Origin of the sequence: Streptomyces sp. CBMA29 (assembly GCF_014596445.1) — a bacterium.
Taxonomy (GTDB): domain Bacteria; phylum Actinomycetota; class Actinomycetes; order Streptomycetales; family Streptomycetaceae; genus Actinacidiphila.
Genome location: NZ_MECL01000224.1, coordinates 33522 through 59998, shown reverse-complemented (window position 1 = coordinate 59998; position 26477 = coordinate 33522). Strand labels below are relative to the sequence as shown.

The following is a 26477-nucleotide window of genomic DNA, read 5'->3' as shown; positions in this document are numbered from 1 at the left end:
CCTATCCGTACGGGCCTTGTCCGTACGGCTGGTGAGGGCGTCAGCCCCGTAGCGCCGCCGCCTCGCGGGCCAGGCTCTCCACGAGATCCCACCGCCGGGCCCGGACCGCGTCGCCCGGAACCATCCACGTACCGCCGACACACCCCACGTTCGGGAGCGCCAGGTACTCGGGTGCGCGGGCCGCGTCGATGCCGCCCGTCGGACAGAAGCGGGCCCGGGGGAGCGGTGAGGCGAGGGAGCGGAGGTACGCGGCGCCGCCCGCCGCCCCGGCCGGGAAGAACTTCATGTCGGTGACACCGCGCTCCAGCAGCCCGAGGGCTTCCGAGGCGGTCGAGACGCCCGGCAGGAACGGCACGCCCGCGCCGCGCATCGCGTCGAGGAGGCGGTCAGTCCAGCCGGGGCTGACCAGGAAACGGGCCCCCGCGCCCACGGCCGCGTCCGTCAGCTCAGGAGTCAGCACCGTGCCCGCGCCGACCACCGCGCCGGGGACGCCGTCCGCGACCGCCCGGATCGCGTCCAGCGCGGCGGGCGTCCGCAGCGTGATCTCGATCGCGGGCAGCCCGCCCGCGACCAGCGCCCGCGCCAGCGGTACGGCGTCCGCCGCGTCCTCCAGGACGACCACGGGGATGACGGGGGCGAGGTCGAGCACGGAAGTCATGCCCGTCATCCTGCCCGGCGGGCGGCATTGCGCGCAACGGCCGTTGCGCAGGGTGCAACGGATCTTGCTTCTGGGCGGTGCTACGCCGCGTGCCTCAGTGGATCTCGCGCACCAGTACGTCGAGCTGTCCCGTACCCGGCCGCTCCTCCACCGTGAAACCCAGCTTCCGCAGCGTTCGCGCGAGGCCCTTGGGGTCCTTCGGCCGGGCGCCGGACTCCAGCAGGGCGCGGACCAGACGGCCCTTGGTGGCCTTGTTGAAGTGGCTGACGACCGTCCGCTTCTCGACCCCGCCGACCACCGTCACCTGGAGCACGCGGACCGTCGCCGTACGCCTGGCGACCTCCCCGGCCGGTTTCCAGGCGCCCGCGTACGACGACGAGCGCAGGTCGAGCACCAGGCCGTCGCCCGCCTCGGCCGGCAGGACATCGGCCATGTGCCGCCGCCAGTACGCCGCCAGGCCGCCGACGCCCGGCAGCTTCACGCCCATCGAGCAGCGGTAGGAGGGGATGCGGTCGCCGAGCCGTACCGCGCCCCACAGCCCGGAGAACACCAGCAGCGACTCCTCGGCGCGGCGCCGCGCGGCCCGCCCGAGCGTCGCCAGGCCCAGCGCGTCGTACAGCACTCCGGTGTACAGCTCCGCGGCGGGCATCGCGGGCGCCGTCCGCAGCGCCGCGTCCTTGGCGACCTCGCCGCGCAGTCCCGGGCTGAGCCCCAGTACCTCCGCCGCCTTCTCCTCGTCGCCCGAGCACAGCTCCACCAGTTCGTCGAGGACCGTCGCCCGCGCCTCGTTCAGCCCCGGCAGCGACAGCGAGTCCAGCGCGACCGCGGCCCCCGTCCCTCCGGTGGCCTTCCCCTCGGACGGCGGCAACAGGACGAGCACGGCATCTCCTTCATACGGTTCGTGCGGTCGTACGGTGCGCGCGGTCGTGCAGTCGTACGGTGCGCGCGGCCGTACGGCTCACGTGCCCGCACCAGAGTAGGACCTGCGATCGTGCGCTCGACGTCTGCCGCCGACCCCGCGGTGCTTTTCGCTCCCGCGTAGCCACTACCATGGTCCACACGGCAGACGAGCCGAGCGGACGGCCGCGTGAAGCCCTTTCGGGGGCTTCCCGAGGAACGTCCGGGCTCCACAGGGCAGGGTGGTGGCTAACGGCCACCCGGGGTGACCCGCGGGACAGTGCCACAGAAAACAGACCGCCGGGGATCTCGGTCCCCGGTAAGGGTGAAACGGTGGTGTAAGAGACCACCAGCGTCCAGGGTGACCTGGACGGCTAGGTAAACCCCACCCGGAGCAAGGTCAAGAGGGCGTCGTAGCGATACGGCACCCGCGCGGACGTTCGAGGGCTGCCCGCCCGAGTCCGCGGGTAGACCGCACGAGGCCGGTGGCAACGCCGGCCCTAGATGGATGGCCGTCTCCCGGCCGGCCGCGAGGCCGTCCGGCGACAGAACCCGGCGTACAGCTCGACTCGTCTGCCGCACCAGCCGCTGACCTGGCCTTTCGGTGCCGGTCGGGGCATCTTCCCGCCTTCGCGGCAGCGCCCTGACGCCCCGCACATCTCCCGGCCGTACCGGCGAGGCTGACTACCCAAGCGCGACTCGGCTCTCTACGGTGGGCGGAGCGATATGTCGCGGTGGGTTCCGGTGGTCAAGGGGGAACGTTGGAAGCGGAGTTGGCAGCCCTGGTGTCATCGGGGGCGACGACCCTCGTGGGATTGATGGCCTCGGACGCCTGGACGCAGGTGAGGGACCGGGTAGCCGCGTTCTTCGGGCGGGCGGGCAGCACCGACGTCGCCGCCGAGGAACTACGGCTTTCGCAGGAGGACCTGCTGGCCGCCCGCACCGAGGGCGACGAGGAGGCCGTCGCCGAGGACATCGCGGCGGTCTGGCGGGCGCGGCTGCGCCGGGTGCTCCGGACCGATCCGACCGCGGCGGACGAACTGCGGCGTCTGCTCGACGAGTTGGCCCCGGCGGCCGGCGCACAGACCGTCGTGGTCCACAACTCGGTGAGTGGCGGCGTCCAGTACGGCCCCGTCGTCCAAGGCCAGAATTTCACTGACCTGACGTTCAACTCCTCCGGCACCTCCTCCGGCAACTCATCCGGCGCCGCGGGTCCGGACGCCGCCGGGGATCCGACGTGACCGACGCCGGGTCCGAGGACGGTCAGGCGCCGCACCACGTGCACAACGACATGTCGGGGACGGTCCACGGCCCGAGTGTCCAGGCCGCCCAGATCGGCCACATCACCTTCCAGGTCGCGGCCCCGCCCGCGCCCGGCCCCGACGTACGGCCGGATCAAGTGCCTCCCCTGACGGTACGGTTCATCAACCGCACAGCGGATCTCGCACGGTTGCACCGCTCGTTCGGGGCAGGGACGGACGGGTCCGGGATCGTCCGCCTCGGAGCGCTCAGCGGGCTCCCGGGCGTGGGGAAGACCGCCACCGTGACCCGCTGGGCACACGATGCGCGCGACCAGTTCCCTGACGGGCAGTTGTACGTCGACTTCGCCCCGCTGCGGGACCGGGTCGGCGGTGACGTCTCGGAAGCGCTGGGAATCTGCCTGCGAGGGCTGGGCGTGGGTGCCGAGCATGTGCCCGCGTCGGTGGAGAACCGGGCCGAGCTGTTCCGTACGAAGACCACCGGACGGCGACTGCTGGTGGTGCTGGACGGCGTGAGCGAACCCGGCCAGGTGGCGCCGCTGCTGCCGGGCGGCGCGGGCAGCGTGGTACTGGTGACCAGCCACAAGCAGCTGGACGATCTGGTCTTTCGCCATCACGCCGAGCAGGTGCCCCTGGGACCGCTGGACACCGAGGGCGGTCTCAGGATTCTCGCGGACCGCTGCGAGGAGAAGGCCGACGCCGATCCGACGGCTGCCCGCGCGCTCGTGGACCTGTGCGGCGGACTGCCTGTCGCGGTGCACATCGTGGCCGCGCGCCTGATCACCAACCGGCGTTTGACCGTCGCCGATCTCGCGGGTGAACTGGCCGACGAGACACGTCGGCTCACGGGGATGTCCTTACGAGGGGAGCACTCCGTGTCAGCCGTACTCAGCCTCGCCTACGCCGACCTGCCACCGGACGCCGCCAGGCTCTACCGGTTGCTGGGATGGCTGCCCGGCCGGACCTTCGACACCGCTACCGCGGCGGCCGTGGGCGTGACCGACCTCGAAGCGGCGCATTCGACCGTCTCCGCCCTGGAGGCCGCGAGCTTGGTGGAAGAGCTGTCGGACGGCCGCTTCCGGCTGCACGATCTGGTGCGCCTCCACGCCCGTGAGCGCGCCGTCGCCGAAGAAGCACCGGACGAACAACGGGCAGTGGTGGAGCGGGTCATCACCCACTACCTCGTACTGACCTCGTTCGCCGACCGTGCGGTACGGGAGGACCGGCTGCGCGTCGCCGACGTGTCCGTGCTGCTGCGGGAGTTCTCGGACCCCTTCGGGGCGGCGGCCGGTCCGCGTCCGTTGGAGTGGCTGGCGGCTGAGCGGACCAACATCCTCGCCGTTCTGCGCGAGGCCGCGCGAGGCGGACTGCGGACACCCGTATGGCAGTTGGCAGAGGCGTTCACCGTGTACTTCCTGCACTCCAGGCATCTCGCGGACTGGAAGGAAGCACTCGGACTGGGAGCGGCGGCCGCCTCGGCGGCCGTTGAACCGGCCGCCGAGGCCCGGCTGCGCAGCCTGCGCTCGCGTCCCCTGATGGATCTCGACGAGTTCGACCTGGCCCGTGCGGAGCTGGACAAGGCCGTCGCCTGCGCAGAAGTCGGCGGGCGGCCGGACGTGCTGGCCTCCGTCCAGGAGTTCGACGGACGCTACTGGGACCGCTTCGATCCGGCCCGCGCCGTACAGGCGTACCAGCGGGCGGCCGACCTCAGCACCGCCGCCGGACTGCCGCGCGGCACGGCCATCGCTCTTCTCTTCCTCGGCCGCGCGCAGGGCGCCCGGGGCGACCACGCATCGGCCCTGCGCACCCTGCGACGCGCCCACGACGACCTCACCCGCCTGGACGACCCACGGATGGCCGCCCGAGCCCTCGCCGCGATCGGCGCCGCGCACGACCGTCTCGGCGACCCTCATACGGCCCTGAACGTTCTCGAAGAGGCCGCCCGGCAACTCCGGGAACAGCGAGCGACCCACTATGAGGCGGAAGCCCGTATCACCATCGCCGACATCACCGAGCGGACCGGCGGTTCATCCGAGACCGTACGGAACCACCTGACCGAAGCCATCGCTGTCTATGACGCCGAAGGCAACCCCGCGGGGGACGCGCTCCGGTCGAGGCTGGAACGCCTGCGCGACCCGGACACCGGTGCCGGGTCGCGCTGATGCCGGTTCGGGCGGTTAACCGGAACGTGCCGGTGCACCGGGAGCCGCAGGCCGGAAGCGGAGGACGACATCCGCTTCGACGGTTCCGACCCGTAGCGTCAGGGACGTGCCGTCGAGAGGGATGCCGGCGCGCAGGCAGGTGTAGACCAGTGCGGCCGGAAGACCCGCATCCGTCGTCGGTCCGGTGATCGACACCTCGACCAGGTCTCCCTCGCGCAGCCCGACGAGGTATCCGCCCGCGGTGAGCGCGGTGGCGGCGAGGTAGCTGCCGGGGAACCGGCGCAGCGTGTCGGTTGTCCAGCGCAGTCCGGCCGTCGGCGTGGTCGAGGGCCGGTGCCGGAAGAGCGCGGCGGCGCTCTCGCTGATCCGGGTGTCCCGCTCTTCCTCGTCGCAGGCGAGGTGCGTGAATCCGGCCGGGCCGTGGGCGGACATGTCGTCGGCTCCGGCCGCGACGGCAGCGCCGGCGGCGACGGCGGCGACGGCAGGAAAGCGGAGGACGGTGACCGTGGGACGTCCGTTCCCGGCGGAGACGGTGGTGGTCACCGACCAGGACGTCACGGTCCCGCCATGGGCGTCCGGGCGGGGGAGGGTCAACAGCGGCGGTGGCGTGTCGTCCGGCTCGGGCAGCCGCAGCAGGTCGTACACAGCGGTGCGCAGGCGTACGAGGGCCTGGCCGGGGTGGGTGAAGGCGCCGGCCGCGATGCCGGACATCGATGCGGAGGGACGCCCGGCGACAGCCGACTCGATCTGAGCGTGCAGGTCGCCTCGCGGGTCAAGGAACGCCGCTGTCCGGCCCAGGCGGTGCATGGCGGTTCCGGGTACGGCGTCGGAGCCGAAGGCGCCGAGGAGCAGGGGTTTGCCGAGGGCCGCGCCGTACAGGGTCACTGAGCCGTGGTCGCCGACCAGGGCGTCGGCGGCCAGGAGCGCGGGGCGCCAGGCGTGGACGGGCGGGATCAGCAGCAGCCCGGCGTCCAGGGCGTCGGCCAGGAGCGTACGGATCTGCCATGCGCCGTGGCTCGCCCACACGTTGGGATGGATGATCGCGGCGACACGGTACGCGTCGTACGGCAGGGCCGAGAGCAGTCGCACGGGCAGGTCGTGGTGTGTGCCGAGCAGTGAGGTCGGACCCCATGTGGAGCTGAGGACGATCAGCCGGTGGTCGCGCGGGACGCCCAGGGCCGCCCGGAATTCCGCGGACCTGGGCGTCGTCGCCCGGAGTTCGTCCAGGACGGGGTCGCCGATCACCAGGGTGCGCCCTGCGGCTTTCGGCTGGACGCCGAGGAGTTGCTCCTCCTGGGCGGGATGCGAGACCGCCAGCCACGCACGGCCCGACTCCAGCAGTGAGTCGGGCACCAGGCCGGACAGCCGGGAACGGTCGGCGCGGGAGTCCGGCACCGTCTTCTGGAAGCCGACGCCGTGCGGCAGCACCAGCACCGGCCAGTCGCCCTCCGGTACCTCGATGTTCTCGCTGGCCGAGATCAGGAGGTCGGGGGAGATGTCCGCCAGTTGAGCCCACGGCGCCGTCCTGCATCCGGCGTCCTTCAGCAGATCCAGGACACCGTCGCTGAACGCGGACGTCGGGTCGTACGCGAACACCGTGCTGACCCGGGCGTCACCGCGTACGAGCGGCGGCAGCGTCTCCAGCAGCCGCGCGGTCGACGTGACGGTCCGGGCCGCGGCAACGACGGTTCGCACGCCGCCAAAGGTGCGCCAGCGCAAGGCTTCCCGTCCCACGGGAACCCGGAGCGGCATGCCGGCGCTAGCGTCCACGACTACCCTGCGCCCCTACCGGGCGACACCCGTCGGTAACGCCAGAACCGCTCGCGGCTCGCGGTGGTGATTCTGTTAGCGCATCTCAAGCCGCGGCTCAACCTTTCCGGGCAAGTTGGTGGGCACCTGACACCGTACCCTGCGCGGCAGGGCGGCGGGGTCGGCGTCAGGGCCGGGCGAATCGGCGCAGGGCGTCGAGTACGGGCGGTGCGAGCGTGTTTGGGTGGGCGGCGTCGTGCATCAGGTGGTCCACTCCCGGCAGTGCGATTCGGCCCGGTCCTGCGGTGTGCGCGTGGCGCAGGGCGGTCACCAGGGCGTTCGTCGTGGCGCAGGGGACTTGGGCGTCGTTCGTGCCGCAGGTCACGAGCACGGGGGTTCCCGGCCGGAGGGCGGCGGCGGTGGCCGGTGGGTAGACGGCGTCGTCGCTCGCGACGAAGCGGGCGTTCGGGCCCTGGAACGCCTCGAAGAGCCGGGCGATCGCGGCGGGCAGCTCCGTGGTCTCGACGGGCCGGTGTTCGCGCAGGGACTTGACGGCGGCGTCGATGGCCGCGTCGATGGTGCGTTGCTGCTCCGGTGTGAGCTGACCCTGCCTGGTCGCTTCGGCGACCTGGTCCTTGAGCTGGAGCGCGACCAGGTCCAGCATGCGGATCGCCTGTGGTTGCAAAAGCGCCAGTCCTGCCGGGCGCGGGCGGACGGTGCCGCCCAGCAGCAGCGCGGTCATCGCGCCCTCGCTGTGCCCGACGATCAGCAGTGTGCGCGGGTCGGTCTCCGGCTGATCGCGCAACGCCTGGTAGGCGGCCCGTGCCTGGCGGACGAACACCGGGTAGTCGAGGTTCTCCGGGTGGTCGCGGTAGGCGCCGAGTCCGGTGCGGCCGGTGCCGTACTTGTCGAACCGCAGCGTGGCGACTCCGTCCCCGCCGAGCGCGTCGGCCACCTGGGCCAGGGTGTCGGGTGAGGACCCCGGCGGCTGGTTGCCGTCACGGTCGGTGGGTCCGCTGCCGGGCAGCAGCAGCGCCGCCCGCAGCCGTTGCCCCGCGCGGTGCTCGGGAATGTGCAGGGTGCCGTACGCGGTCGTGCCGTCGGCTGTGAAGGCGACCTCGCGGTCGGCGGCGGGCACGTGAGCGGGCACGTGAGAGTGCACGTGAGCGGGCGCCGCGGCGGCCGGCGCGGTGGTGACGACGGACAGTGCCATCACGGCCGCTGCCAAGTGGCGAAGCATCGGCTTACCTCCTTCCCGGCAGGGCGTTCTCGACCAGGGCGACCGTCGCGCGGGGGTCGTCGACCTGGAGAATCAGACGGGTGTACTTCTCGTCGGTGAGTTCGACCACGACGGCCTTCGACGGATCCTTCACGTCCCAGAAGACCCTTTCGCCGTCCTGACGGAAGGTGCCCGCGATGATCACCCCGGGTACGTGGGAGCCCGGCGCGCGGATTCCCTTGGGGTCGGCGGTGACACCGGGGTCGGCGGTCACGCCACGGACGTTGGCCAGCGGGACGGTCAGGCTGCCCTTGAAGGCCCAGAGCTTGTCGAGACCCTTGATCACGACGACGAGGTCGTCGCCCTTGATGCGTATCACTGCCATGCCGGTTTCCTTTTCAGCCGAGAGGTCGAGTGCGGTCCAGAGGGTCGAGACGTCGGGCCAGCGCGGCGGTGGCGTCGTCGGGGCTGCCGCGCAGGAGCAGGCCCAGCCCGGCGGCGGTGAGGGCGACGGCCGTCTCGACGGGAACGCCGAGCGCGTCGGCGATCGCCCTGTCGACGGCGGCCAGCGCGGCCGTCACCTCGGCGGCGACCTCCTCGTCGACCGGCGCCCGTTCGACCGCCGCGAGCAGAAGCAGGCCGAGGTCGGCCGAGGTCACGAGCCGCAGCGCCGCGGCGGTGTCCGACGCCCCGGCGAGGGCGTCGAGCAGCGGGCGGACGTCGTCGGTCAGGTGGCGGCGCAGGGCGATCAGGTAGAGGCCGCGCTTGCTGCCGAACGTCTTGTACAGGCTGTTGCGGTGCACGCCGAGGTGGCTGACGAGGTCGTCGACCGACACGCCGTCATACGCGCGTCGGCTGAACAGACGCACGGCGGCACGTACCGCTTCGTCCTCGTCGAATGCTCTTGGCCTGCCCATGACCACCACAGTAGGCAGTTAAGGAACGATCAGTCAAGAACGATCGTTCCTTAATATGCCGCCGAGTGTCGCGAGGGCTCTTGCCGTGGGTCGCCCGGCTCCTGGAGCGCAGGTGGGGGCGCACGCGTCCGCCGGGAGGGGCTGGTCGTGCGGCCGGTACGCGGTGTGAGTCGCGGTGAACAAAGAGTCGCTTTACCTGCTCTTTATGTTTATATTGACTAATTGTCCGTAATGTCTGAAATCAACCGTTGGCGGATGATCGGACTTTGCCGTGATGACCAGCCCCAACCCCAGCCCCGCTTCTTCCGAAGGCGCGTCCGGTGCGGGCGGCCGGGTCGGTGCCGTGCTGACGGAGATGATTCCGCAGCAGCCGCCCAGCGCGCTGAGCGCGCCGTCGGGGGCGGGGTCGGACGACACGCTCGGCATCATCGTCGTCGACGAGCGGCTGACCGTACTGGAGGCCGATCTGGCCGGGACGTGGCTCGACGGGGTGGTCGACGGCTCTGGCACGCGGGCGACCGACCTCTTCCCGCCCGACGACGCGGCGGCGATCGCCGCCCGGGTGGAGCGGGTGCTGGCCACCGGCCGCCCGCTGCTGGCGCGGGTCCAGCGCATGATCCGGCCGGACGGAACGCCCGCGGTGGTGTCGCTGTCGGTCCTCCCGGCGGCCCCGGGCCGGGTGGTGATCAGCCTGATCGACGTCAGCGCCCAGCTCGACGTCTTCGCGGCCTCCTCGACCCTGGGCACCTCCCTGGAGATCGAAACGACGGCGCGCCAGCTCGCCGAAGGGCTGCTGCCCTGGGGCGACGCCGTCACGGTGTCGCTGGCGCAGTGCCTGTGGAGCGGGGACCTGCCCGATCGGACCGAGCCGCAGTGCCGCGCCGCGTACGCCCGAGCGGGGAAGCGGCCGTGGCCGCGCGGCTTCCTCCGGCTGGGCGAGCGCCTGCCGGATCTGCCCGCCCACCCAACCCCCGACACCACCGGTCACCCCGGGGTCACCGTGCTGCCCGACCGCGCCGCCATTGAGCGGGCCCTGGGCGACGACCCGGACCTGATACGGGCCCTGGTGCCGGACCACGGCCCGCTGGCGGTGGCCTTCGCGCCGCTGACCGTCCCCGACGCCGACCGGCGGCAGCGCGTACTCGGCACGGTCGCCGTCTGGCGGCGTGCGGACAATCCCCGCGGGGCCTTCGACGGCGACGACCAGCTCGCCGTCCAGGAACTGGCCTTCCGCGCCGCGATGAACCTGGAGCACGGGCGCCGTCATCAGCGTGAGCACCGACAGGTCCTGGCGCTCCAGCGCAGGCTGCGGCCGCCGCACTCCCCGAGCCGGGCGATGCACACCGCGGGCGCCTACCGGCCCGCCGCACCCGACAGCGCCGGCCTCGGCGGCGACTGGATGGACGTCATCGGCCTGTCGGGCGGCCGGATCGCGCTGGTGATCGGCGACGCCGTCGGGCACGGCCTGGCAGCCGCCGCCGTCATGGGCACGCTGCGCCAGGCCGCGCAGACCCTGGCCGCCGCCGACCACCCGCCGGTCGAGGTGATGGCCCACCTGGACACCCTCGTGGGGAGCCTGCACGCGACCGCCGAGACCGACGGCGAGCTGGGCGCCGCCGCGGCGGCGCTGGGCACGACCTGCTGCTACGCCGTGTACGACCCGGCCGTCCGGCGGCTCACCGTGGTCAGCGCCGGGCACCTGCCGCCGGTGCTGGTCCACCCGGACGGAGCCGCGGAACTGCTCGCCCCGCCGCTGCACCCGCCGCTGGGCACGGCCCGCGAGGAACCGTACGAGGCCCTGGAGGTCACCGCCGAGCCGGGCACCCTGATCGGTCTGTACACCGACGGCCTCGTGGAGCACCCGGGCCGCGACCTCGACGACGGGATGACCGCCCTGCTGGAGGCGCTGTCCTGGCACTACGCGACCGGCGACCTGGGCACCGTCGTCGGCCCGGTCGTCGACCACGTCACCGGGCCGCCGCCGCAGCACGACGACCTCACGCTGCTCCTGGCCCGTATGGACGGCCTGCCCGCGGCCGACATGCCCGCGCTCTGCCTGCCCGCGGGCGACCTCACGGCCGTCGCTCGCGCACGGGCGTGGACCAGGGCGCGCGTCGCCGAGTGGGGTCTCGCCGACCCCCACGGCCGCGGCGCCCTGGTGGTGTCCGAACTCGTCACCAACGCCCTGCGGTTCGGGACCGGCGGCCCGGTGACCCTCCGGCTGCTGCACCTGTCCGACCGTCTGATCTGCGAGGTCACCGGCCTCTCGCACGGCAGACCGCGGGCCCGCCGCCCCGCGGTGTCCGAGACCGGCGGACGCGGGCTCCTCGTCGTCCAGCACACGAGCGCCGCGTGGGGGACGCGGCTCGGGGAGACCGCGGGGGAGCGTACGGTGTGGGCGCAACTGACCGTCGCGAGCGGGCAGTTGTGACCCGCGCTGACCCTGCTCCCGCGTCTCGTACGGCGCCCTAGAGCCACACCCCGTCCATCGCGGTGGCCGTCAGACCCGGCGCCGCGCCGTACAGCACGGTCCTGGCCCCGGCGGGTACGCCCGTGCGGCGGGCGCGGTCGAGGACGTCGAACACGGCGGCGCCGCCACGGTTGCCGGTGACGATGCTGCTCCAGGAGTGGTCCAGCAGATGGTCGGGCCAGGACCCCGGGATGTCGGGCCAGGAGCTCGGGACGCTCTCCTGGATGAGTTCCAGGACGCGGGTGCCGCCCGGGTGGGCCACCAGCAGGTCCGGGTGCCAGTCCGGGTCGGTGTGACGGCCGCGCACCCACTCCCACATCGGAGGGAGCGTCGACTGCACCCACTTGGGCCCCGTGCGGTCCATCTCGTAGTGCACCCCGTCGGCGCGGGTGTGCAGCCGGTGGATGTCGGCGGTGCCGGGCACCGTGCGGTGCCACGCGGCGTCCAGCCGCAGGAACGCGCCCTGGTCCGGCCGGCCGCGGACGACGGCGGCGACCGCGGTGTCGGCGAACAGCAGCCGCATCAGCAGCGAGTCGATGCCGGTGTCGTCGGGCTGGTAGGTGGTGCTCAGCGCCTCCGCGATGACGATCAGCACCGTCCCGCCGGGGTCGGCGGCCAGCAGTTTCGAAGCCGTGGCCAGCGACCGGGTACCGGCGATGCAGGCCCACTGCGAGAACGGCAGCAGCAGCACGTCCTCGCGCAGCCCGAGCCGGTTGAACAGGGCGATGTCCAGGCCCGGCAGGGCGGGTGTGGTCGAGTTGCTGGTGACCACGTAGTCCACCTGGTCCGGGGTGACTCCCGCGGTCTCCAGCGCCTGGCGGGCCGCCCGCTCCGCGCAGTCCTGGACCGTCCCCCACACCGACGCGGTGCGCTCCTCGACGGTCTGCGGCACTGGCGGGCCTGCCTCGGCCGCCTCGCCAGTCTCACCCGTCTCGCCCGCCGCTGAGGCCGCGGGCCCCGGGAAGCCGCTGCGGCTCGGCGCCGTGATCGCCTCCAGGGGCTGCATCCACCGCCGCTCCCCGATCCCGGTGTTCTTGGCCATCCCGTCCGCGCGCTTCAGCCAACCCGCCCCCGGGTGACGGCCGTTGACCTCGGCGAGGATCTCCTCGGTAGTGATGGTGTACGGCCCCGGCACCACGGCGGGAGGCCACATGTACACGCTCATCCCGCACCCCCTTCCCGGCGCCCGGACGGCGCCGTATCACCGTATTGTCCTTCTCCTCGAAACGGAAGCCTGGATTCCGCTTCGATCGTTTCGACTTCTGTGTCCAGGATCTCACCGATCTGACCGGCCAACTCGGCCGGATCCAGCGGCCCGTGCGGACCGGCCGTTCCGGTGAGGGTGGTGATATGTCCGGAAAAGGGGGAGTTGGGCCGTGGCCCGGGGGTGCAGGGAGCCGTGGGCTCGGGGAGGGAACGGAACAGGAGCCAGCTCAGGGCGGGCATGACGATGAGCGGGGCGAGGGCGGTACGCAGCGAGGTGGCGTCGGCGACCGCGCCGATCACGGGGGTGGCGAGGCCGCCGATGCTGACGGTGAGCCCGAGCGTGATGCCGCTGGCGGTGCCGACGCGGGTGGGGAGGTAGTCCTGGCCGAGGGTGACCTGGAGGGAGAAGGGGACGTAGAGCCCGATCGAGGTGAGGGCGACGAAGAGGTAGAGGGCCGGTCCCGGGACCAAGACGACACCCGCGACCGAGGGGATCGAGACCAGGTACGACCAGCGGGTGACGGTGACGCGGTCGTAGCGGCCGGCCAGCGAGCCGCCGAGGACGGAGCCGATCGCGCCGCCGAGGTAGAGGACGAACAGCGCGGCGGTGCCCGCCACTTCACTGCCGCCCATGCGCTGCTTGGCGTACAGCGAGATGAAGGTGCTCAGGCCGATGAAGACGATCGAGCGGAAGACCACGGCCACGGAGAGCTTCACGAAGGACGCCCTGTCGTCGCGCCCGACGGCGACGGCGGCCGAGGTCCCGGTGGAGCGCCGCCGTTCCAGTTCGCGCAGCACCGGCAGGCACAAGACGCTGCCGACGAGCGCGGGCAGCACCAGCAGCGGGGTGAGGCGCAGACCGCCCGTCGCGACGACGGCGGCGACCATGAGCGGGGCCAGCGCGAAGCCGACGTTGCCGCCCACCGAGAACCACCCCATCGCGCTGTGGCTGCCGCCGCTCGCGAGGCGGGCGACGCGCGCGGACTCGGGGTGGTACGCGGCCACGCCGACGCCGGAGACCGCGACGAAGACGAGCGTGAGCGCGTACGAGCCGCTGACGCCGCTGAGTGCGATGCCCGCACCGCCGAGGACGGTGCTCACCGGCAGCAGCCACGGCATCGCCCACCGGTCGGTGAGCAGGCCGAACAGCGGCTGGGCGACGGAGGACAGGACGGACGCGGCGAGCACGATGCCCGAGGCGGCGGCGTAGCTGTAGGCGCGTTCGGCGACGAAGTAGGGGACGAGGGCCGCGACGGCGCCCTGGTAGATGTCGACGCAGGCATGCCCGAAGGACAGCAGCGTGATCGAGGTGTTTTTCGGCACGTCACCATGGTCGGCACTATGCGATGTGTCGGGCTTCCGATAAAGTGCCAATCAATGACGGACATCCGCCACGAGCCGATCGCACCTACCCGCACCGAGCGGCTGGCCCCCGGCGCCGAGATCGACGCGCACGTGCACGACGACCATCAGATCGTCTACGCCGGTCGCGGAGTGCTGTCCATCACCACCAGCGCGGGCTCCTGGGTCGCCCCGGCCACCCGCGCCATCTGGGTCCCCGCCGGTACGGTCCACGCCCACCAGGCCCACGGCGAGCTCGATCTCCATCTGGTGGGGCTCCCCGAGGACGAGAACCCGCTCGGACTCGACGCCCCGACCGTCCTGGCAGTCGGCTCCCTGCTGCGCGAACTGCTCCTCGCCCACACCCGTACGCCCGACGACGGCAGCCCCCGACGCGCCCGCCTGCGCGCCGTATTGCTCGACGAACTGCGCGCCTCGCCGCAGCAGGCGCTGCACCTGCCCTGGCCGACCGCCCCCCAACTCCTGACCCTGTGCGCGATCCTGCGCGCAAACCCCGCCGACGACCGCAATCTGACCGCCCTCGGCCGTCGGGTCGGCGTCAGCGACCGCACCCTGTCCCGGCTCTTCAAGCGCGACCTCGGCATGACCTTCCCGCAGTGGCGCACCCAACTCCGCCTCCATCGAGCCTTGGTGCTCCTCGCCGACGACACCCCGGTCACCGCCGTGGCCCACCGGTGCGGCTGGTCGTCCGCCAGCGCCTTCATCGACGTCTTCCGCCGCACCTTCGGCCATACGCCGGGCGCCCACCAGTCGCGGGACCAGGCCGGATAGCTCCTCCGTGGCCGGTCAGAGACCGGCCGTCGCCAGGCGCAGCGTCTCCTCGACGGCCGCCGGAATGTCCTCGACGGGGAAGAGGACGTGCCGCACGGTCCGGTCAGGGGCGAGGACGAGGACGAGCCGTTTGAGGCGGAGCCGCCCGGCCCCCCGGAAGGTCGGCAGCCGCAGAGCGGCAGCCAGATGCTGCTGGGCGTCGGAGAGCAGCGGATACGGGACGGCTTCGGCGCGGGCGAAGGCCGCCTGTTCGTAAGGGAGTTGGGTGCTGACGCCGTGGACGGCGACGTCGGCGCGGCGGAAGTCGGTGTAGGCGTCGCGGAAGAGGCGGTTCTCCAGCGTGCAGCCGGGCGCGCCGGGGATCGGGTCCTCGCCCCAGTCGACGCCGGTGCCGGGGTAGGTGAACAGGACGGTGGCGGCGGCGTCCGGCGCGACGACGGGGCGCTCGGAGCCGTCGCTCGCGGAGAGTTGGAGATCCGCGGGCAGACGCGTGCCCGTGCTCGTACCCGTACCCGTATCGGTACCGGCGCCCGCCAGCGCGTGCACGCGTGCGTGCTCCGCCCCGTCCGGCGGCGCGGTCGCCGTGGTCGTCCCGTCGCCGAGGACCCAGCGGTCGCCCCAGTCCTGCATCGCCACCAGCAGCGGGAGCAGGGCGAGTCCTGAGTCGGTGAGCAGGTATTCGTAGCGGACCGGGCGGCGTTGGTAGAGGCTGCGCCGCAGGACGCCGCGGGCGACGAGCGCGCCGAGCCGTTCGGTGAGCACCTTGCGGGAGAGGCCGAGTTCGGAGGCCAGGGCGTCGAACCGTACGTGGCCGCGCGCGATTTCGCGCAGCACGAGCACGTTCCACCAGTCGGCCATCACCACGGCGGCCTGTGCGATCCCGCAGTCCTCGTCGGCGTTGTGCATCCTCATCCGCACAGAGTACATTCACTTTCTGAACTCACTTTGTTCTTGCTCGGAACTTAATCGTTTCGTCCGCGTCGTCGTCGTCCGCACCGAACGTGAGGAGCACCACCGCCATGGCCGCCAGGAACACCATCACCCGCGTCGTCGCCCGCGAGATCATCGACAGCCGGGGTCATCCGACCGTCGAGGTCGACGTCGAACTGGCCGACGGCTCGACCGGCCGCGCGGCCGTACCCTCCGGAGCCTCGACCGGCGCCCGCGAGGCCGTGGAACTGCGCGACGAGGACCCGGCCCGCTTCCACGGCAAGGGAGTACGGCGGGCCGTCGACGCCGTCAACGAGTCGATCGTGGACGTCGTCGTCGGCCTGGCGGCGGAGGACCAGGCCGCCGTGGACGCGGCGCTGATCGAGCTGGACGGCACGCCCGACAAGTCCCGGCTCGGCGCGAACGCGATCCTGGGCGTCTCCCTGGCCACCGCCAAGGCCGCCGCGCACGCGCACCGGCTGCCGCTCTACCGCTACGTCGGCGGCGTGGACGCCCGGCTGCTGCCGGTGCCGATGATGAACATCGTCAACGGCGGCGCGCACGCCGACAATCCGCTGGACTTCCAGGAGTTCATGATCGCGCCGATCGGCGCGGCCACCTTCGCCGAGGCCGTACGCATCGGCTCCGAGGTCTTCCACACCCTGCGCGGCGACCTGCTGGCCGCGGGGCACAGCACCGCGGTCGGCGACGAGGGCGGCTTCGCCCCCGACCTGCGGACCGCCGAAGAGGCGCTGGACTTCGTCGTACGCGCCGTCGAGCGCAGCGGGTACAAGGCCGGCACCGACATCACCGTCGTCATGGACCCCGCCGCGTCGGAGTTCTTCCGCGACGGGGTCTACGACTACACCGGCGAGGGCGTACGCCGCAGCGTCGAGCAACACGCCGAGTATCTGGCCCAGTTGGTGGCGAACTACCCGGTGGCGTCCATTGAGGACCCGATGGCCGAGGACGACCGCGACGGATGGCGGCTGCTCATGGCGCGGCTCGGCGACCGCTGCCAGCTCACCGGTGACGACGTGTTCTGCACCAACGAGACGCTGCTGCGCGAGGGAATCCGCGACGGCGTCGCCAACTCCGTTCTGGTGAAGGTCAATCAGATCGGCACGCTCACCGAGACGTTGGCGACCGTCGGCACCGCGCGCCGCGCGGGCTACACGGTCGTGATGTCGCACCGCTCCGGCGAGACCGAGGACACCACTATCGCCGACCTGGCCGTCGCGACCGGCTGCGGCCAGATCAAGACGGGTTCGCTGTCGCGCTCCGACCGCACCGCCAAGTACAACCAGCTCATCCGGATTGAGGAGGAATTGGGGACGCAGGCGCGGTACGCGGGCCGCGAGGCGCTCGGGCTGCGCCGCTAGCCGTACGCGGGGGCCGGGGGGGACGGGCAGGACCGGGGAGCGGTTTCACAGGGCGTTGCGCGCGCCCCAGCGTCCGCGGCGCCTTCTCGTGCGGGCGGCCGAGGTGGCCCAGCAGCACGAGCGCTGGGTGTTCTGGGCTTGAAAGCGGCGGCCGGAGCGGGCCATTGACCTCACCCACGGCGACGTCTCGTTCGCGGCGGCCTTGTGGCGTCGCCTGCGTGGTGCACCGCACAGAATGCACGCGGTGCCGCCCTTGGGAAGCGTCCGGGCGATCCCGGCGCCTCCGGTGACGTCCACATGGGCCGTCCAAGCCGTGAGGAGAACGGGGAGCACCCCATCAGAACCGGCCTTCACGGATTCCACCTCCTCGCCGGGTGTGACGGTCCTGCGGACGCTACCAACGGCGCGTCGCCCGCCCAACCGCTTTTACGGCCAAGCCCGCCCCGGCTCCGGCACGTCCGTGCGGCCGGAACGGATGGATAGGCTCCCCGCATGGACGCCCGCGTAGAGATCATCCGGGAGATCAGCCCGGAGACCGGTCAGGAACTCGTCGACGCCTTCGCCCGGCTGCTGCCGCAGCTGTCCGCGACGGCGCGGCCCCTCGACGCCGCGGCGATCGACCGGCTGGTGGCGTGCGACGCCCACACGCTGCTCGTCGCCCGGACGGCCGAGGGCATCGTCGGCACCTTGACGCTTGTGCTGCTGCCCCTGGCGTCGGGACTGCGGGCGCGGGTCGAGGACGTCGTGGTCGACAGCGCGGCGCGCGGTCAGGGCATCGCGGGGCTCCTCACGGAGGAGGCCCTGCGGCTCGCCCGCGAGGCGGGCGCCCGGACGGTGGATCTGACGTCCCGCCCCGACCGCGCCGCCGCGAACCGGCTCTACGAGCGGCTCGGCTTCCGCGCTCGCGAGTCGACGGTCTACCGCTTCCCGATCGACTAGGGCCTGTCCGGCGGATCACGAACGGCCCTTCCGCCCCACGGCGAGCGACTCCACGGCGAGCGACCCCGCGGCGAGCGACTCCGCGGCGAGCGGGCCTCACTGCGGCGGTCCCACGATGAGCAGCGTCCCGCCGAGACACAAAGCTGCGGCCATTTGCCTAAAGTCTTTAGGTAAGTGCATGATGGACTTAGGTAACGAGGAGGACGGCTGTGGTGCGCGTAGGACTGACACGGGAGCGGCTGGTGCGGGCGGGGGCGGAGCTGGCCGACGAGGCCGGGTTCGACGCGGTGACCGTCTCCGAGCTGGCCAGGCGGTTCGACGTGAAGGTCGCGAGCCTGTATTCGCACGTGCGGAATTCGCACGATCTCCAGACCGGGATCGCGCAGCTCGCACTCGCGGAGATGGCCGATCGCGGGGCCGCCGCCCTCGCGGGCCGGGCCGGGAAGGACGCGCTCGCGGGACTGGCGAACGTGTACCGCGACTACGCCCGGGAGCACCCCGGACGGTACGCGGCGGCCCGGTTCCGGCTCGATCCGCAGGCCGCCGCCGCGAGCGCGGGCGGGCGGCACGCGGAGATGACGCGGGCGATCCTGCGCGGCTACGACCTCGACGAGCCGGACCAGACGCACGCGGTGCGGCTGCTCGGGAGCGTGTTCAACGGCTACGTGAGCCTGGAGATGGGCGGCGGGTTCAGCCACAGCGCGCCCGACACCCAGGAGACCTGGGAACGCGTCATCGACGCCCTCGACGCCCTGTTGAAGAACTGGCCAGAAAAAGACGGAAGTTGAAGAGCGATGCCTACCGAGTACGACGCACGGACCGAACACGGCGACTGGACCACGACCCTCTTCACCACGCCCGGGGGCGCGGAACTGGTGCGCGGCGCGCTGGAGTTGGAGCACACCGAACACGGCGTGCTGCCGCACCGGCTGCCCGCGCGGGCCCGCGCCCAGTGCGCCGACGCACAGCTCACCATGGCCGAGGCCCAACCCTCCGGCGTACGGCTGGTGTTCCGCACCCGCGCCACCACCGTGGAGCTGGACACGCTGCCCACCAAGCGCGTGTACGTGGGCGCGCCGCCGCGTCCCGACGGGCTCTACGACCTGCTGGTCGACGGCCGCCCCGCGGGCCAGGGCAGCGTGGCCGGCGGCCACACCCTGACCATCGACATGAGCACCGGAACCGCCGAGCACGAGCCCGGCGACCCCGGCACCCTCCGCTTCGCCGAACTGCCCGACGCGGACAAGGACATCGAGATCTGGCTGCCGCACAACGAGACGACCGAGATCGTCGCGCTGCGTACCGACGCGCCCGTCGGGCCGGTCCCCGACCGGGGCCGTAAGGTCTGGCTGCACCACGGCAGTTCGATCAGCCACGGCTCCGACGCGGCGAGCCCCACCACCACATGGCCCGCCCTCGCGGCCTCCCTCGGCGGTGTGGAGCTGATCAATCTGGGCCTGGGCGGCAGCGCGCTGCTCGACCCGTTCACGGCCCGCGCTCTGCGCGACACGCCCGCCGACCTGGTCAGCGTGAAGATCGGCATCAACATCGTCAACGCCGACCTGATGCGGCTGCGCGCCTTCGGCCCCGCGGTGCACGGCTTCCTCGACACCATCCGCGAGGGCCACCCGGACACCCCGCTGCTGGTCGTCTCGCCGATCCTGAGCCCGATCCACGAGAACACCCCCGGCCCCGCCGCCTTCGACCTCGAAGCGCTCAGCACCGGAAAGCTGCGGTTCCGCGCCACCGGCGACCCGGCGGAGCTGGCGGCGGGCAAGCTGACCCTGACCGTCATCCGCGCCGAACTGGAGCGGATCGTCGCCGAGCGCGCGGCCACCGACCCGCACCTGTACTACCTCGACGGCCGCGAGCTCTACGGCGAGGCGGACTACGCCGAACTGCCGCTTCCCGACGAGCTGCACCCGGACGCCGCCACCCACCGCCGTATCGGCGAACGCTTCGCCGAGCGGGCCTTCGCGCAGAGCGGCGCCTTCGCCGAAGGCCGGTAGCGGTACCCCCGTCCGCGGCGCGGCCCCCGCCAGGAGCGTCCGACGGTACGGGCCGGGTCCCGCTGCGCCGCCGCCGTCCCGCCGCCGGTCCCGCCGGCGGCAGGTCGGCCTGGGCAGGCTTGCGGGGCCCCTGAGCAGGGCGGACGTACGTCCGGGACCCCTCCCGGCGCAGGTGGTGACAATGGGCGACGGCCGCCGCCCACCGCCCGACGAAGGGGACCGAGATGGACCACCCGCCCCAGGCCGCACCGGACCCCGCGCCCCGGCACGTATCCGAACAGGACCGCGTACCGAAACCGCCGCCGGGACCAACGCCGGGACCCCCGCTCGGTTATCTGCCGGGGCAGCGTCCGGGCCCCTTTCACGGGAACGAGGACGACGGCGCGGGCCGGGCCATCACCGGAGCCGTCAGGGGCGCGGGTGACGGCGGGCGCTCGCACGACCCGCTGGCCGCCGCCCTCGCCAACGCCTCACTCCTCAGCGCCGGTTACCTGCTGCTCGGCCGCCGGGGCCTGGCCGCCGCCACCGCGGCGATCACCTGCGTCCTGCTCGTCCTGCTCGGCTCGTCCTTCAGGTCGGGGCGGTTCGAACTGGTCGTGCTGGCGTGGTGGGCGGCGATGGTCGCGCACGGGTGGTTCCTGGCGCGCGGCTGGGGGCCGGATACGGGCCCGGTCCGCGGGCAGCGGGCGATCGCGCTCGCCGTCCTCCTGCCGATGCTGCTGGTCGCGGGGCTGTTGCGGCTCGACGCCTCGCGGACCGAGCGAAAGGTGGCCGACGCGCGCCGAAGCGGCGACTGCGCCGAGGCGTTGAGCGCCCAGGACGGTCTCTGGTTCGGCCCCCGCGTCGCCGACGCGCCGCTGACCGCGAGCGGCGACCGTACGGTACGGGCCTGCCACCGGCTCGGCGCGGCGGAACACGAACTGACCACCGGACTGGGCGGTGACACCCACGCGTTGACGGCGGGCTTCGACGGCCTGGCCGCCGTACTCGCGGATCTGCCGGGCCACGCGAAGATGGTCGACACCGTACTGAACGGCTTCCTCGGCCGATTGCCCACCAAGGTGCCCTGCGACACCGTCACGGTCACCGACTGGCTCCGCCAACACAGACCCGGCCAGGGGGACTTGGACCGGGCGGCGGCCGTCGTCCCGCGGACCGCGCCCGCCGCGCTCGTCGGCTGCGGTGACGACCTCATGGAGGCCAGGGAATGGGCGAAGGCCCGCGCCCGCTATCAGCAGCAGCTCGACCAGTACCCCGGCGACCGGCTCGCTGCCAGGGCCCGCAGCGGCGTCAAAGAGGCCACCTTGACCATCGAGCTGGACAACGTCCGTACGCTGCTGGGAACTTCGACCGACACCGAGCCCGCCTACTGCACGAAACCGGCGAAGTACAGCGCCGCCGCCCCCTACCGCAAGGGCACCAACCACGCGCTGTTCTACGGCGACGACGAGTACACCCGCAAACTGCCCGGCTCCTGGTCGGCCGACGACGTCACCAAGGCGGTACTCGTGGTCTGCGTCGGCGACAAGGACTACGGCACGACGGTCACGACCTGCCCGTACGAGAACAAGCTGCTGCCCGAGTTCCCCCGCGAGGTGAAATTCCGCAGGATCGCGATCCCGGTCAAAGTGTTCGAACTGCGCACCGGCAAGCTCGTGTCGAGCCGTACCGTGCAGATCAGCGGCGGGAGTTGCCCCGCCTCCCTGTCGTACACCACCTACGGCACGATCGACACCGGGCCGCCGTCCGAGGTGTACGTCACGCCGTCCACGTCCGACATCCGGTCCGCGTTCAGACCGCTGATCGTCCGGTGAGGACCGGTACCGGGCCGGGGCTCGGACTTGGTGTCGGCGAACGCACGCTCGACGTGCGGGAGTTGTCCGTCGCGACCCGGCGACGGACCGGCCGACCGGACGCAGGCTCACCCGTCCTGGTCAACCGGTCCTGGTCAACCTGTCCTGGTCAACCGGGCCTAGACGTCGGCCAGTACGCGCTCCAGGGCGGCGCGCCCCGCGACTCCCCATGTGAGCTTGCCGCCGGGCAGGCCCTTCTCGCCCCGCTGGCCGACGCTGATGAGACCGAGCGTGGCCCGGACCGCGTAGCCGCGTGCGCGCCGGATCGTGGCCGGGTCCGTGCGGCCGTAGGCGGCGAAGAAGCGGGACGCGGCGCCGGAGGGCAGGAGCAGCCAGGCGGCGGCGAGGTCGTTCGCCGCGTCGCCCGCACACAGCTCGCCGAAGTCGATCACGCCCGCGAGGGTGCCGTCCGTGACGACGACGTTCGCGGGGTGGAGGTCCCCGTGCAGCCACGTCGGCGCGGCGGTGCTCTCGGCGGCGGTGACGGCGTCCGCCCAGACCCGCCGGGCGCCTTCGGCCAGGTGCGCGTCGAGACCGCCCTCTTCGGCGGCGGCCACGCCGCGGTCGAACCCGTCGGCGAGGGACTTCAGCGGGACACCTCGGTCCGGGTTGGCCGGCGCGTCAGCGGGTGCCTCCCGGTGCAGCGCCGTGAGGAACCCCGCGAGCGCGTCGGCCGCGTGCTCGCCCCGGCTGACCGGCGTGAGGTCCGCCGGGCTCCCCGGCACCCACGTCGCGACGGCCCACGGCCGCGGGAAGCGGGCGGACGGCTCACCGCCGCGTACCGGCGTCGGAACCGGCAGCGGCAGGCGCGGCGCCAGCAGCGGGAGCCACCGCCGCTCCTTCGCCAGCAGTGCGGGCGCGCGCGGCGTACGTGGCAGCCGTACGGCCAACTCCTCGCCCAGCCGCCACAGTTGGTTGTCCCAACCGCCGTCCACCGGGCGCAGTTCCAGCTCCGCCAGGTCCGGGTGCTGCTCCCGCACCAGCGACCGTACGACGTCCGCGTCGGCCGTCATGTGCCCGTCCACGTCCACAGCCCCGTCCACCACGCCAAGTCCCGCCTTTCGCCGCCTTCGGCCACTCGCCGTGACGGTTGCTCTTCGACCGTATCCCCCAAGACGCGCCGTCCGCGCCCGCCGTTCCCCCGCCTGCCGCCGCGTGGGCGCGGCCTGCCCTGCCGGGTCGGGGGTCCGGGGGCAACCGGTCTGCCCCGCTGGGGCGGGCGGTGAGGTGCGGGAGCGTTTCGGCTGAGCGCGCAGTTCCCCGCGCCCCTAAAAAGATCGGCTCGCCGCCCTGACGAAAGGGGGTGTGCCCCGTGAGGGGCGCGGGGCTGTGTTCGATGCGCGCCTGCCGCCGCGTGGGCGCGGCCTGCTCCTGCCGGGTCGGGTGGTCCGGGGGCAACCGGTCTGCCCCGCTGGGGCGGGCGGTGAGGTGCGGGAGCGTTTCGGCTGAGCGCGCAGTTCCCCGCGCCCCTTCGGGGCGCGCCCTCTGGGGATGGTCGCTGCCGCCGCGTGGGCGCGGCCTGCCCCTGCCGAGCCGGGTGGTGAGGTGCGGGGGCGTTTCGGCTGAGCGTGGTCGCGTCCGCCGCAGGGGCCCGGCAGGGGCCCGTCCTCCTCCGCCGAGCGCGAGCGTACGGCCTTGACGGATGGGACTGTGAGCGCTAACACTTAGCAGCATCACGGAACGGAGAACCATGTCTCGCACCGCGGACCCGGCAGCGCCCCGCAGGGCCCCCACCATGGCGGATGTCGCCCAGATGGCGGGCGTCTCGCATCAGACGGTGTCGCGGGTGCTGAGCGACCACCCCAATGTGCGGGACACCACGCGCGCGGAGGTGCTGCGGGCGATCGAGGCGCTGGGGTACCGGCGCAACTCCTCGGCTCGGGCGCTGGTGACGCGGCGGACGCTGACGCTGGGGGTGGTGGCGTGCAATCCGACGCTGTTCGGCCCGGCGAGCACGCTGTTCGGGCTGGAGGAAGCGGCGCGCGACGAGGGCTACATGGTGTCCGCGGTGACCCTGCGGCGGCACACTCCGAAAGCGCTCGCGGACGCGATCGACCACCTCAGCGACTGGGGGGTGGAGGGCATCGTGGTGATAGTGCCGGAGCGGGAGGCCGTCGCCGCCCTCGCCGAGCTGAAGCTGCCGTTCCCCGTCGTCACGGTGGAGGGCGGGCACGGCCTGCCCATCCCCGGCGTCTCGGTGGACCAGGAGCTGGGCGCGCGGCTGGTCACGGGCCATCTGCTGGCCGGCGGCCACCGCACGGTCTGGCATGTCGCGGGCCCGCAGAACTGGCTGGAGGCCGAGGCCCGCGTGCAGGGCTGGCGCGCCACGCTGGAGGAGGCGGGTGTCGAGGTGCCGCCGCCGCTGGTGGGGGACTGGACGCCGCTGTCGGGCTACCGTGCGGGGCAGGAGCTGGCGGGCCGGGTCTCGGCGGGCTCCGGGCGCCGCGGCTCACCCGAGGTGTCGGCCGTCTTCGTCGCCAACGACCAGATGGCGCTGGGGGTGTTGCGGGCCTTCCGCGAGGCCGGTCTCTCGGTGCCGGGCCAGGTCGCCATCGCCGGCTTCGACGACATCCCCGAGGCCGAGTTCTTCGCCCCGCCGCTGACCACCGTCCGGCAGGACTTCACCGCGGTCGGCCAGGCCAGCATCCGCCTGCTGGTCGACCAGTTGGAGTCCGGCACCACCCGCGGCGGCGAACGCGTCGTCATCGAACCGCGCCTGATCGTCCGCAGCAGCAGCAACCCGTCCTGAGGGCGGCGGTCCGTACGGGCAGCACACGGCACCGCGGCACGTATCGCAGCACACATCGCAGCACACATCGCAACAGGTCCGGCAACAGCTCCGGCAACGAGTCCGGTGGGAAGTCCCGCTGGAAGTCCCGGAGTACGTCCCGCAGTACAGAAGTGGACCGCACCGCCAGAGAGTTCACACCGCAGGGCATCGGTACGCGACCGGCTGCCGGGGCCCCCGGCGTATGGGGAGACACGCATGATGACCGATCCTCCCGCCGTCACCGTCGGCATCGATTTCGGCACGCTGTCCGGGCGCGCCCTGGTCGTGGCGGTCGACGACGGCAAGGAGCTGGGCAGCGCCGTCCACGAGTACACCCATGGGGTGGTGGACGCCGCACTGCCGAACGGCCGTGAGCTGCCGCCCGATTGGGCGTTGCAGATTCCGCAGGACTGGCGGGACGTGCTGCGCTTCGCGGTGCCGCGCGCGCTGGAGGCCGCCGGGGTGCGGGCGGAGCAGGTCGTGGGGGTGGCGACGGACTTCACCGCCTGTACGGTGCTGCCCGCGACGGCGGACGGCACGCCGCTGTGCGAGCTGCCGGGCATGGCCGAACGCCCGCACGCCTACCCGAAGTTGTGGCGGCACCACGCGGCCCAGCCGGAGGCGGAGCTGATCGTGCGCCGCGCCGAGGAGTCCGGGCAGCCGTGGCTCGGCCGCTACGGCGGTCGGATCTCCAGCGAGTGGCAGTACGCCAAGGCGTTGCAGGTGCTGCGCGAGGACCCGGAGGTCTACGCGGCGGCCGACCGGTGGATCGAGGCGGCCGACTGGATCGTCTGGCAGATGACCGGGACCGAGAACCGTAATCTGTGCACGGCCGGTTACAAGGGCATCCACCAGGACGGCGGTTATCCGGACGCTGCGTTCCTGGCCTCGCTGCACCCGGACTTCGCCGGCTTCACGGCGAAGCTGGACCACCCGCTGTCCCAACTGGGCACCGCCGCCGGGGGTTTGAGTGCGTCGGCCGCCGCGTTGACCGGGCTGCGCGAGGGCACGGTCGTGGCGGTCGGAAACGTTGACGCGCATGTCACCAGCGCCGCCGCGCGGGCCCTGGACCCCGGCCATCTGTTGGCGATCATGGGGACCTCGACCTGTCACATCATGAACTCCGACGTGCTCGCCGAGGTGCCGGGCATGTGCGGGGTGGTCCGTGACGGCGTGGTCCCCGGCCTGTGGGGCTACGAGGCGGGCCAGAGCGGGGTGGGGGACATCTTCGCCTGGGCGGTACGGACCGCGACTCCGCAGCCGTACGCGCTGGAGGCCCGGCAGCGCGGCATCAGCCCGCACGAGCTGCTGACGGAGAAGGCCGCCGCCCAACCGGTGGGCGGGCACGGGCTGTTGGCGCTGGACTGGCACAGCGGCAACCGCTCCGTGCTGGTGGACCACCACCTGTCGGGGCTGCTGGTGGGGCTGACGCTGGACACCCGTCCCGAGGACGTCTACCGGGCGCTGGTCGAGGCGACGGCCTTTGGTACGCGGACCATCGTGGAGGCGTTCGAGGGCGCGGGGGTGCCGGTCACCGACTTCACGGCGGCGGGCGGCCTGCTGAAGAACACCTTCCTCATGCAGACCTACAGCGATGTGCTGAACCGGCCGGTCAACGTGCTGTCCTCGGAGCAGGGCCCGGCGCTGGGCGCCGCGATCCACGCGGCCGTCGCCGCCGGCGCCCACCCCGACATCCGCACCGCCTCGGCCGCGATGGGCCGCCTGCACCGCAACGCCTATCTGCCCGACCCCGCACGCGCCGCCGCCTACGACGACCTCTACGCCGAATACCGCGCTCTGCACGACCACTTCGGCCGGGGCGGCAGCGATGTCATGCACCGTCTGCGGGCGCTCCGAGGGCGGGCGCAGGCGGACACCCCGGCTCAGCCGTAGGGCGGCGTCTGGTGGCACCACTTCTTTGTTA

At 72.7% G+C, this 26477-nt stretch carries 21 protein-coding genes and 1 other RNA gene; 12 read left to right on the top strand and 10 right to left on the bottom strand.

The features are described 5' to 3' along the window. Positions 1 to 40: 40 nt before the first annotated feature. Together eda and yaaA are read right to left on the bottom strand one after the other, a co-directional pair. A complete protein-coding gene (gene eda / locus BGM09_RS30945) occupies positions 41 to 658 on the bottom strand; it encodes a bifunctional 4-hydroxy-2-oxoglutarate aldolase/2-dehydro-3-deoxy-phosphogluconate aldolase (protein WP_188285031.1) in 618 nt (205 codons plus the stop codon). 94 nt (positions 659 to 752) lie between these two features. Then, positions 753 to 1538, bottom strand: a complete 786-nt coding sequence (yaaA, locus tag BGM09_RS30940; RefSeq protein WP_188285030.1) for a peroxide stress protein YaaA — start codon at positions 1536 to 1538, stop codon at positions 753 to 755. A 187-nt stretch (positions 1539 to 1725) separates the two neighbouring features. On the opposite strand from yaaA, the gene rnpB reads away from it, so the two are divergent. From rnpB to BGM09_RS30925, 3 genes are all read left to right on the top strand, one after another. Continuing rightward, positions 1726 to 2131, top strand: an RNA gene (gene rnpB, locus BGM09_RS30935) — RNase P RNA component class A. A 242-nt stretch (positions 2132 to 2373) separates the two neighbouring features. Continuing rightward, positions 2374 to 2796 (top strand): hypothetical protein, encoded by a 423-nt coding sequence (locus tag BGM09_RS30930; RefSeq protein WP_223187843.1) that lies wholly within the window; start codon positions 2374 to 2376, stop codon positions 2794 to 2796. Then, positions 2793 to 4976: a tetratricopeptide repeat protein gene (locus tag BGM09_RS30925; protein ID WP_317452965.1), complete on the top strand. Its 2184-nt coding sequence runs from the start codon at positions 2793 to 2795 to the stop codon at positions 4974 to 4976. The genes BGM09_RS30930 and BGM09_RS30925 overlap by 4 nt, the downstream gene beginning before the upstream one ends. Positions 4977 to 4991: 15 nt before the next feature. Here BGM09_RS30925 and BGM09_RS30920 read toward each other — a convergent pair whose 3' ends face one another. The 4 genes from BGM09_RS30920 to BGM09_RS30905 all read right to left on the bottom strand — a co-directional run bounded on the left by BGM09_RS30920 (position 4992) and on the right by BGM09_RS30905 (position 8861). Then, complete coding sequence (locus BGM09_RS30920) at positions 4992 to 6671, bottom strand: hypothetical protein (RefSeq protein WP_317452964.1); 1680 nt, start codon at positions 6669 to 6671, stop codon at positions 4992 to 4994. Positions 6672 to 6912: 241 nt separating this feature from the next. Further along, positions 6913 to 7965 (bottom strand): alpha/beta hydrolase family protein, encoded by a 1053-nt coding sequence (locus BGM09_RS30915; RefSeq protein ID WP_188285028.1) that lies wholly within the window; start codon positions 7963 to 7965, stop codon positions 6913 to 6915. 4 nt (positions 7966 to 7969) lie between these two features. Next, entirely contained in the window at positions 7970 to 8329 is a 360-nt protein-coding gene (locus tag BGM09_RS30910) for a hypothetical protein (RefSeq protein WP_188285027.1), read from the bottom strand. A gap of 13 nt (positions 8330 to 8342) precedes the next feature. Beyond that, positions 8343 to 8861 carry a TetR/AcrR family transcriptional regulator gene (locus tag BGM09_RS30905; protein ID WP_188285026.1) on the bottom strand — a complete coding sequence of 173 codons (519 nt, stop codon included), beginning with the start codon at positions 8859 to 8861 and terminating at the stop codon, positions 8343 to 8345. A 274-nt stretch (positions 8862 to 9135) separates the two neighbouring features. On the opposite strand from BGM09_RS30905, the gene BGM09_RS30900 reads away from it, so the two are divergent. Beyond that, positions 9136 to 11292, top strand: a complete 2157-nt coding sequence (locus BGM09_RS30900; protein WP_188285025.1) for an ATP-binding SpoIIE family protein phosphatase — start codon at positions 9136 to 9138, stop codon at positions 11290 to 11292. Between the two features lie 37 nt (positions 11293 to 11329). Here BGM09_RS30900 and BGM09_RS30895 read toward each other — a convergent pair whose 3' ends face one another. Then, a complete protein-coding gene (locus BGM09_RS30895) occupies positions 11330 to 12496 on the bottom strand; it encodes a type III polyketide synthase (protein WP_188285024.1) in 1167 nt (388 codons plus the stop codon). Beyond that, the gene (locus tag BGM09_RS30890; RefSeq protein ID WP_317452963.1) at positions 12493 to 13860 is read right to left on the bottom strand and encodes an MFS transporter; all 1368 of its coding nucleotides are present in this window, start codon (positions 13858 to 13860) and stop codon (positions 12493 to 12495) included. Before BGM09_RS30890 ends, BGM09_RS30895 begins: the two co-directional genes overlap by 4 nt. Positions 13861 to 13914: 54 nt before the next feature. Here BGM09_RS30890 and BGM09_RS30885 point away from each other — a divergent pair, with 54 nt between their 5' ends. Next, positions 13915 to 14670, top strand: coding sequence for a helix-turn-helix transcriptional regulator (locus tag BGM09_RS30885; RefSeq protein ID WP_188285023.1), 756 nt, complete (start codon positions 13915 to 13917; stop codon positions 14668 to 14670). Between the two features lie 15 nt (positions 14671 to 14685). Here BGM09_RS30885 and BGM09_RS30880 read toward each other — a convergent pair whose 3' ends face one another. Beyond that, positions 14686 to 15582 carry a winged helix-turn-helix transcriptional regulator gene (locus BGM09_RS30880; protein WP_188285022.1) on the bottom strand — a complete coding sequence of 299 codons (897 nt, stop codon included), beginning with the start codon at positions 15580 to 15582 and terminating at the stop codon, positions 14686 to 14688. 107 nt (positions 15583 to 15689) lie between these two features. Between BGM09_RS30880 and eno the strand changes: the two genes are divergently transcribed. From eno to BGM09_RS30855, 5 genes are all read left to right on the top strand, one after another. Then, complete coding sequence (gene eno, locus BGM09_RS30875) at positions 15690 to 16982, top strand: phosphopyruvate hydratase (protein WP_188285021.1); 1293 nt, start codon at positions 15690 to 15692, stop codon at positions 16980 to 16982. A gap of 492 nt (positions 16983 to 17474) precedes the next feature. Next, entirely contained in the window at positions 17475 to 17921 is a 447-nt protein-coding gene (locus BGM09_RS30870) for a GNAT family N-acetyltransferase (protein WP_188285020.1), read from the top strand. A 209-nt stretch (positions 17922 to 18130) separates the two neighbouring features. Continuing rightward, positions 18131 to 18709, top strand: a complete 579-nt coding sequence (locus BGM09_RS30865; RefSeq protein WP_188285019.1) for a TetR/AcrR family transcriptional regulator — start codon at positions 18131 to 18133, stop codon at positions 18707 to 18709. A gap of 6 nt (positions 18710 to 18715) precedes the next feature. Next, positions 18716 to 19930 carry a GDSL-type esterase/lipase family protein gene (locus BGM09_RS30860; RefSeq protein ID WP_188285018.1) on the top strand — a complete coding sequence of 405 codons (1215 nt, stop codon included), beginning with the start codon at positions 18716 to 18718 and terminating at the stop codon, positions 19928 to 19930. A gap of 224 nt (positions 19931 to 20154) precedes the next feature. Continuing rightward, positions 20155 to 21744: a hypothetical protein gene (locus BGM09_RS30855; RefSeq protein WP_188285017.1), complete on the top strand. Its 1590-nt coding sequence runs from the start codon at positions 20155 to 20157 to the stop codon at positions 21742 to 21744. A gap of 158 nt (positions 21745 to 21902) precedes the next feature. Here the strand turns inward: BGM09_RS30855 and BGM09_RS30850 are convergent, their stop codons facing one another. After that, positions 21903 to 22796 carry an aminoglycoside phosphotransferase family protein gene (locus BGM09_RS30850; RefSeq protein ID WP_188285141.1) on the bottom strand — a complete coding sequence of 298 codons (894 nt, stop codon included), beginning with the start codon at positions 22794 to 22796 and terminating at the stop codon, positions 21903 to 21905. Between the two features lie 677 nt (positions 22797 to 23473). On the opposite strand from BGM09_RS30850, the gene BGM09_RS30845 reads away from it, so the two are divergent. Then, positions 23474 to 24532, top strand: coding sequence for a LacI family DNA-binding transcriptional regulator (locus BGM09_RS30845; RefSeq protein WP_188285016.1), 1059 nt, complete (start codon positions 23474 to 23476; stop codon positions 24530 to 24532). Between the two features lie 237 nt (positions 24533 to 24769). Continuing rightward, positions 24770 to 26446 carry a ribulokinase gene (gene araB / locus BGM09_RS30840; protein ID WP_188285015.1) on the top strand — a complete coding sequence of 559 codons (1677 nt, stop codon included), beginning with the start codon at positions 24770 to 24772 and terminating at the stop codon, positions 26444 to 26446. The last annotated feature ends 31 nt before the right edge of the window (positions 26447 to 26477 follow it).

Excerpts from the sequence above, each read along its gene's own strand:
- BGM09_RS30900 (WP_188285025.1), top strand. The coding sequence starts at position 9,136 with ATGACCAGCCCCAACCCCAGCCCCGCTTCTTCCGAAGGCGCGTCCGGT.
- eno (WP_188285021.1), top strand. The coding sequence starts at position 15,690 with ATGGCCGCCAGGAACACCATCACCCGCGTCGTCGCCCGCGAGATCATC.
- BGM09_RS30930 (WP_223187843.1), top strand. The coding sequence starts at position 2,374 with ATGGCCTCGGACGCCTGGACGCAGGTGAGGGACCGGGTAGCCGCGTTC.
- BGM09_RS30845 (WP_188285016.1), top strand. The coding sequence starts at position 23,474 with ATGTCTCGCACCGCGGACCCGGCAGCGCCCCGCAGGGCCCCCACCATG.
- BGM09_RS30860 (WP_188285018.1), top strand. The coding sequence starts at position 18,716 with ATGCCTACCGAGTACGACGCACGGACCGAACACGGCGACTGGACCACG.
- BGM09_RS30870 (WP_188285020.1), top strand. The coding sequence starts at position 17,475 with ATGGACGCCCGCGTAGAGATCATCCGGGAGATCAGCCCGGAGACCGGT.
- BGM09_RS30905 (WP_188285026.1), bottom strand. The coding sequence starts at position 8,861 with ATGGGCAGGCCAAGAGCATTCGACGAGGACGAAGCGGTACGTGCCGCC.
- BGM09_RS30855 (WP_188285017.1), top strand. The coding sequence starts at position 20,155 with ATGGACCACCCGCCCCAGGCCGCACCGGACCCCGCGCCCCGGCACGTA.
- BGM09_RS30895 (WP_188285024.1), bottom strand. The coding sequence starts at position 12,496 with ATGAGCGTGTACATGTGGCCTCCCGCCGTGGTGCCGGGGCCGTACACC.
- BGM09_RS30880 (WP_188285022.1), bottom strand. The coding sequence starts at position 15,582 with ATGAGGATGCACAACGCCGACGAGGACTGCGGGATCGCACAGGCCGCC.
- araB (WP_188285015.1), top strand. The coding sequence starts at position 24,770 with ATGATGACCGATCCTCCCGCCGTCACCGTCGGCATCGATTTCGGCACG.
- BGM09_RS30910 (WP_188285027.1), bottom strand. The coding sequence starts at position 8,329 with ATGGCAGTGATACGCATCAAGGGCGACGACCTCGTCGTCGTGATCAAG.
- BGM09_RS30850 (WP_188285141.1), bottom strand. The coding sequence starts at position 22,796 with ATGACGGCCGACGCGGACGTCGTACGGTCGCTGGTGCGGGAGCAGCAC.
- BGM09_RS30885 (WP_188285023.1), top strand. The coding sequence starts at position 13,915 with ATGACGGACATCCGCCACGAGCCGATCGCACCTACCCGCACCGAGCGG.
- BGM09_RS30915 (WP_188285028.1), bottom strand. The coding sequence starts at position 7,965 with ATGCTTCGCCACTTGGCAGCGGCCGTGATGGCACTGTCCGTCGTCACC.
- eda (WP_188285031.1), bottom strand. The coding sequence starts at position 658 with ATGACTTCCGTGCTCGACCTCGCCCCCGTCATCCCCGTGGTCGTCCTG.